We start from the raw sequence: 6,251 nt of genomic DNA, 5'->3' as shown, positions 1-6,251 counted from the left end.
ACAACAGAACGGGCCCCGACTCCGTCAGCGGCCCACCACGAAAGATCGAGGTTAGATGCGGGTACTGGCACGTTCGGCGATCATGATAACTGGGGCTTGAGTGTTGCCGCGGGTGACGGTGGGCATTATGGATGAGTCAGCGATGTGCAGATTATCGGTGCCATGGACCAGAAGAGTTTCCGGGTCGACGACGGCGTCAGGATCGGTGCCCATTCGGCAGGTGCCGCATGGGTGCCATTCTGTTGTGGCGTTGCCGCGGATAAACGAGTCGAGCTCATCGTCATCGGAGAAGTCCGTGATGGAGAGGGCATCACCGATCGCTGTGGTGAGGGGGCCAGCACGGAAGACGCGCTCGATGTGGCGGAGCCCGGCTCGGAGAGCTGCCATGTCTTGGTCGGTAGTGAGGTAGCGGGGGTTGATGACCGGCTGCCCGGCAGGGTCGTCGAGACGGAGGGAGACAGTACCGCGGCTGGTGGGGGCGAGTACGGACAGGGCCGCAGTGATGACGGGATCGGATCGGATCTGCCCGGCGTCGTCGAGAGCGAGCAGCGTGAGGGTCATCTGCACGTCGGGGGCGACTAGGTTTGGGTCGGTGCGGAAGATCGCTCCAGCTTGTGACATGGTGGCGAGCGGGCCGCGACGGGCGAGGGCGTAGGCGGTTTGCTCAGCCTCTCCGATGGTGTTTGCAAGTGGGCTGTCGTCGATGACCGACCACACGGGCGTGATCATCGGGTGGTCTTGCAGGTTCTGGCCAACGCCGGGGAGGTCGATCACCGGACTGATCCCTCGGTCGTGCAGGTGTGCCCTTTCCCCAATTCCGGAGAGCATGAGCAGTTGAGGGGTGCGGATCGCGCCGGCGGTCACAATTACCTTTGCCGCGGTTATGTCCACTGTCCCGGTAGGGGTCTGGGCGAGGACACCAGTGGCGTGTCCTTGCTCGAGGAGGATCTTCGACGCGGTAACACCGGTGCGAACGTGCCAATTCGGGCGATGCAGGGCAGAGGCGAGATATGCCGAGACGACGCTGTCACGGCGTCCTTCGCGGATGTTGCTGGCGAATAGGCCAGCACCTTCGCGGACGTCGCCGTTGAAGTCAGTACTGATCGGCATTCCGGCCGCTTTCGCACCGGCGAGGAACGTCAAGGGTAACGCGGAAACGTCCCTCGCAGGAGTGACAGCGATGACGCCACCCCGCCCTGTACGACCGGCGCGAGGTTCGCGTTCCTCAATCGCATCGAATGTGCCGACGACGTCGTCCCATCCCCAGCCAGTGGCACCGGCCTTCACCCACCCTGTGAAGTCCTCGGGATGGCCGCGGAACCAGGCCATCATGTTCATGCTGCTGCCACCGCCAAGTCCACGGCCTTGGGCCAGATAGATGCGCCGGTCGTGCAGAGCGGGCTGAGGTTCGGTCATGTCCGGCCATGCGTTCCGCCCCGTCAGTAGGCCGAACGCCAACCCGGGAACCTGAGACGCCGGTTCCGCACCCGTGGTGTCACCGGCTTCCAGAAGCAGGACTTGTCGGCGAGGATTCGCGCTCAGTCGTGACGCAAGCACGGAGCCGGCAGGGCCCCCGCCAACGATCACGACGTCGACATCTGTAGGGACGGGCTCGGAGAAGGATGCGGACACGGCGGTGACCAGCTCGTACGGGTCGGCCACATCGGGACCTGCAGAGTTCATCACCTATGTGTATCAGAGTGGTGGTCCAAAAACCAGAGCCGCTCTCTAGAGTAGGGTGAGCGCATGACGACGGGACAGGAGCGACGGACGCGGCGAGCCACACGCACCCGGGAAGGCATCGTTGACGCAGGGGCGGACCTGTTCGAGCAGCATGGGTTCTTCGCCACGACCGTCGAACAGATTGCCGAGCGTGCTGATGTATCTCCGGCGACGGTGTACGCGATCGCTGGAGGGAAATCCGGGATCTTGAGGGAGCTGATGAACCGATGGGCATCAGCAGCAACGGAAATCGACGTCGACGCAGTCCTTGCTGGATGCGAATCTGCGGCCGAGGTGATCGCCGCGATAGGACACGCGAGCGCCCTCATCCATGAACGGCATGGTCGTACGATGCGGATCATTCTGGAGACCGCACCACACGATCAAGGCGCCCACGAAGCGCTTGCTGCCGCGACGAATCGATACCGGGCAACTCTTAACAGAGCCGCAGTTCGCATCGTTGCCTTCGATGACCCCAGGCGGGACGATCCGGAGGATGTGGGGAATCTGCTGTGGTTCTACTTTGGCTACGGGGCCTGGGGAGCGCTTCGCCGCGATGCGGGTTGGTCACTCGACAATGCACGACAATGGCTCGTTTCTCAAGCCACTCATGCTCTTACGATGCGACGCCCGTGAGTAGCCGTGTCCTCGCGTCCTGCCTCTCGGTGGACCCTAGGCAGTGTCTTCAAATGATCTTGAGTGGTGGATCATGGTCGGGTGATACGTCGCCACGAACTGTCCGATGCCGAGTGGGAGTTCGTCCGGCCATTGCTGCCCGTGTCATCGCGTGGGCGCAAGTGGCTGGATGACTGCAGGGTCCTCAACGGGATCGTGTGGAAGTTCCGTACCGGGACGGCCTGGCGGGATGTGCCTGAGCGGTACGGGCCGTGGCCACGCTGCACGCTACCAGCCCACCGCTTGGCCCCGACCCACTGCGGGCCTGTTGACCGTACGGAGGAGTTCCACCCCACGCTCAGTCCGACCCTGAACTCCCGTCAGGCGCCCGACATCCCGGCCGGACGCGACTATCACCCGCTACTCGCCGGCGAGAGCCGGCCCTTGGCGTCTCTGTGACATTCGTGGGGTGGCGAGCGCCAGGAGCCGGAAAGCTCCTGGTCAGAGGCTTGTGCCGGGGAGACTGTAAGTCTGACGGCTCGGCCTACCCAGGTTCGAATCGAGCAGCGGTACCGGGCGGTGCTTGAGGTCCTCGACGGCTCGCTGGTCAGCGAGGTCGCCGTCCGGTACGGGGCGTCACGCCAGACCGTCTACACGTGGAAGTCGAAGCACGAGGCCGAGGGGCTCGGAGGGCTGCGGGAGAAGTCCCGGCGCCCGCGCACCAGCCCGGCCCCGGCTTCCCTCCGAGGTGGAGGCACCGGTGTGTGAGATGCACAGGGCGAACCCCCGCTGGGGTGCCCGCCGCATCGCTTTCGAGGTGGCCCGAACTGGCACTGGTGCGGCACCGGCGCGGGCGACGGTCCACCGGGTCCTGGCGCGCAACGGGCTCATCCGGCGCCAGGAGCAGAAGCACCGCCGCACGTACAAGCGGTGGCAGCGCACGAGTGGTCAGATGTGGAGGACAACGCGTCCTGTGGTGCCGCGTTCGATGTGCCCGGCGAAGTCGATCTCGGCGATGCGGTGCACACCTTCGGGCGCCGCCTTCCGGATACGGTCTGCGAGGTGCGGGTCGTCGGCAAGGAACACCTCGTGTGCCCCGAGCCCACGCACGAAGGCCCGCTGCGCCGCAGTGCGGACGACTCCGAGTATCTGGGCTCCGTCGCGTACGGCCATGTGCGCGGCGATGGATCCGACTCCGCCGGCGGCGCCGTAGACCAGCGCGGTCAATCCGGTGACCGGGCCGTCGGCGAAGAGAGCCCGGTAGCCGGTGATGCCTGCGATGCCCAGGCAAGCGGCCTGGTCGAGCAGGTGCGTGTCGGCGTTGTCCGGGAGCTGTACGGCGAGCCCTTCCGGGACGACGCAGCACTCCGCGGCGGTGCCGAACGGCCTGTAGGACTGAGCTCCGTAGCACCACACCTTCTGTCCCACCCGCTGCTGATCGACACCGGGGCCGACGGCGTCGATGACTCCGGCGCCGTCACTGTGCGGGATCACCCGAGGAAACGGCATGGGCGCCCCAGGCGGGCCCCAGCGTTATCCCACGTCACCCGGTTTGATGCCGGACGCCCCGGCTCTGATCCGGACTTCGCCGGGGCCGGGTTGGGGATCGGGCAGGTCGCCAACGACGACTGACCGGCGAGTTCGCCGCGCTCCTGACCCCGGCCCAGGCCAACAACGACAAGCTCACCCAGTGGATCACCACAGTCCGCACCGTCGGCCTGCCCCACCTGCACAGCTTCTGCAACGGCCTCGAACTCGACCGCGCCGCCGTGAACGCCGCCCTCACCCTCCCCTGAGCCCGGACGCCTCGTCGAACGCCTTCTCGTTGCGAACGGCCATCAACAGCTCCGCGCGCCTGCCGTCGGCCGACACCGGAGGCGCCGGAGAACCACCGATGACGACACGGACAGGCGGCGCGGGCTCCTCTGCGCCGACCTTCTCGCAGCCGGTACCACACGCCACCTTTCACGGCGGGACCGTGAGCCGAACCGCCTGTCGAAGGGCGGCCACCGGGTATGTGCGGCCGGACGAGGAACAGCCCGGCCGCGCACTCAACCCCTCGAGGTGCAGCCGTGGCCCGCTCCCAAGTATGTTGACAACCGTAGCGTTACAGCCGTAAGTTAACGACTGGAAGGTGCAGGTCCTTCCGGACGTCCGCGCAGGTCGGCCGTCAGCACATCCAGGGATCAGGGATCGACATGAATATCTCCAGCTCGCTGCGCCGTCCCGTCGTGAAGGTCGCCATCGGCATCGTGGTCGTGGCTGCGGCCGTCGGGATCGGCGTCTCCGTCGCCGACGGCGGTGACTCCGACGAGGTCGCGCGAGGCGCCGACGCCGCCACGACGGCGCCGCCGACCGCCCAGGAGGACGAGTGCGGCGGAATGACCATCGATCACTCGGCGCCCATCACGCGCTCGACCGAGATCCTGATCGACGCACCCATCGACCGGGTCTGGGACGTCCAGACCGATGTCGAGAACTGGGGCGAGTGGCAGGAGGCCGTCCAGACCATCGAACGCTTGGACGAAGGCCCCTTCACCTCCGAGTCGCAGTTCCGGTGGACCACTCCCGTCCCCGAGTCGGAGTTCTCTCCCGCCGACACCCTGACGATCACCTCCAGCATGCAGCGGCTGGAACCCGGGCGGTGCCTGCTGTGGCAGGGGCCCGCGATCGGGGAGTCGGTCACGATCGACGAGGGCGTCCACCTGTGGACCTTCACCGAGACCGACGGCGGCACCCTCGTGCGCACCGAGGAGTCCTGGGACTCCGAACTGCTCGCCTCGCTGGAGGGCGCCGACCTCGACGCCGTCGCGGCCCTGCTCGGCGGAGGTCTTGACGTGTGGTTGAGCAACCTGAAGGCCGAGGCCGAGTCGGCGTCCTGACACCGCGACAGGGGTCGGCGGACGGCGGTCGCGACGCTCAAGGCGCTCGCACCGTCACACCGGCCCCGCCGCGCGCCGTCGGCGCGGAGTGTCGCACCGTTTCGGGAACGTCCTTCGGCTTGTGTCGACACATCAGAGGCCGTCCCGTGAAGTGGGTCCGGGCCCTCGTCCGAGCCTCTGCGGCTCAGCCGAGCGGCCGGTGGGGCGGCTGTATGCGTGGCGCGCGATCGGTCTCCTTGGCCTCGGGCTTTCATGAAGCGGGCTGTCCGAGGGGCGGTCCGGTACGCGGAAAGTGGCTCTGACCAGCAAGGACGAGGATGGTCCACGTCCTTGTGCCTGCCACCGTCGGAGGCACTTCTCAGGTGAGGAAGCGTTATCGGGTCCCACCCGCGTGTGCGTGTCGAGGGTGGTGACCACGGAGCGGTGTCCCAGGCAGGGGCCGCGCTGCTGGTCGAGGCGGTCCGCAAAGCCGGGCTGGATCGGGCGATATCGACCGTGCTGGCGCCGTGGCGCCGTGGCGCCGTTCACGGGCGGTGCGCGATCCGGGGAAGATCCTGCTGGACGTGGCGCTCGCGGTAGCGCCGGGCGGTGACTGTCTCGCGGATGTCGGGATGCTGCGGGCCGAAGCCGACGGCGTTCGGGCCGGTGGCCTCCGACCCGACGGTCTGCTGGCTCGTCGACACCCTCGCCGTCGCTCGCCGTCGTTGGGCCGAGGACCTGTCCGCGATACGGCCCGGGCGGGCCGAAGCCCGCGAGCGTGTCTGGGACACGGCCAAGAACGCGGCTCCGGATGCCGCGGGGCGGGTGATCGTGGACTTGGACGGGGTTCTCGTGGTGGCCCACTCCGAGAAGCGGGACGCCAAGCCGACACGGAGGAAAGCCTTCGGGCACCATCCCCTGACGGGGTTCGTCGATTACGGAAGCGGCGGAAGCGGGGAGCCGGTGACCGGCCTGCTGAGGTCGCGCAACGCGGACAGTGAGCTCTTTCAGCGTGGCCACTGATCGGGTGACGGGATCGATGCCCGCAACGCA

The 6,251-nt window shown here is 67.2% G+C and carries 6 protein-coding genes and 2 pseudogenes; 6 read left to right on the top strand and 2 right to left on the bottom strand.

The genetic code is table 11. The annotated features are described in order from the left end of the window. Positions 1-51: 51 nt before the first annotated feature. On the bottom strand, positions 52-1,683 hold the full coding sequence (locus tag DEH69_RS22840) for a GMC family oxidoreductase (RefSeq protein ID WP_113688885.1): 1,632 nt from the start codon (positions 1,681-1,683) through the stop codon (positions 52-54). 63 nt (positions 1,684-1,746) lie between these two features. On the opposite strand from DEH69_RS22840, the gene DEH69_RS22835 reads away from it, so the two are divergent. From DEH69_RS22835 to DEH69_RS22825, 3 genes are all read left to right on the top strand, one after another. Further along, positions 1,747-2,358: a TetR/AcrR family transcriptional regulator gene (locus DEH69_RS22835; RefSeq protein ID WP_113688884.1), complete on the top strand. Its 612-nt coding sequence runs from the start codon at positions 1,747-1,749 to the stop codon at positions 2,356-2,358. A gap of 81 nt (positions 2,359-2,439) precedes the next feature. Further along, complete coding sequence (locus tag DEH69_RS33680) at positions 2,440-2,796, top strand: transposase (protein WP_220131328.1); 357 nt, start codon at positions 2,440-2,442, stop codon at positions 2,794-2,796. A 120-nt stretch (positions 2,797-2,916) separates the two neighbouring features. After that, positions 2,917-3,105, top strand: coding sequence for a helix-turn-helix domain-containing protein (locus tag DEH69_RS22825; RefSeq protein WP_181727561.1), 189 nt, complete (start codon positions 2,917-2,919; stop codon positions 3,103-3,105). A 180-nt stretch (positions 3,106-3,285) separates the two neighbouring features. On the opposite strand, the gene DEH69_RS22820 is transcribed toward DEH69_RS22825, so the two are convergent. Then, positions 3,286-3,846 carry a zinc-binding dehydrogenase gene (locus tag DEH69_RS22820; protein WP_113688881.1) on the bottom strand — a complete coding sequence of 187 codons (561 nt, stop codon included), beginning with the start codon at positions 3,844-3,846 and terminating at the stop codon, positions 3,286-3,288. A gap of 125 nt (positions 3,847-3,971) precedes the next feature. Here DEH69_RS22820 and DEH69_RS22815 point away from each other — a divergent pair. From DEH69_RS22815 to DEH69_RS22805, 3 genes and pseudogenes are all read left to right on the top strand, one after another. Beyond that, positions 3,972-4,130 (top strand): annotated as a pseudogene (locus tag DEH69_RS22815) (ISL3 family transposase); the annotation flags it as partial. 405 nt (positions 4,131-4,535) lie between these two features. Then, positions 4,536-5,219, top strand: coding sequence for an SRPBCC family protein (locus tag DEH69_RS22810; protein WP_113688880.1), 684 nt, complete (start codon positions 4,536-4,538; stop codon positions 5,217-5,219). 375 nt (positions 5,220-5,594) lie between these two features. Continuing rightward, positions 5,595-6,197, top strand: a pseudogene (locus DEH69_RS22805) (transposase); the annotation flags it as partial. Positions 6,198-6,251 lie beyond the last annotated feature (54 nt).

The organism is Streptomyces sp. PT12 (genome assembly GCF_003311645.1).
GTDB lineage: Bacteria > Actinomycetota > Actinomycetes > Streptomycetales > Streptomycetaceae > Streptomyces.
Note: the sequence above shows the minus strand (reverse complement) of the source record. Positions and strands in the feature narration are given on the sequence as shown.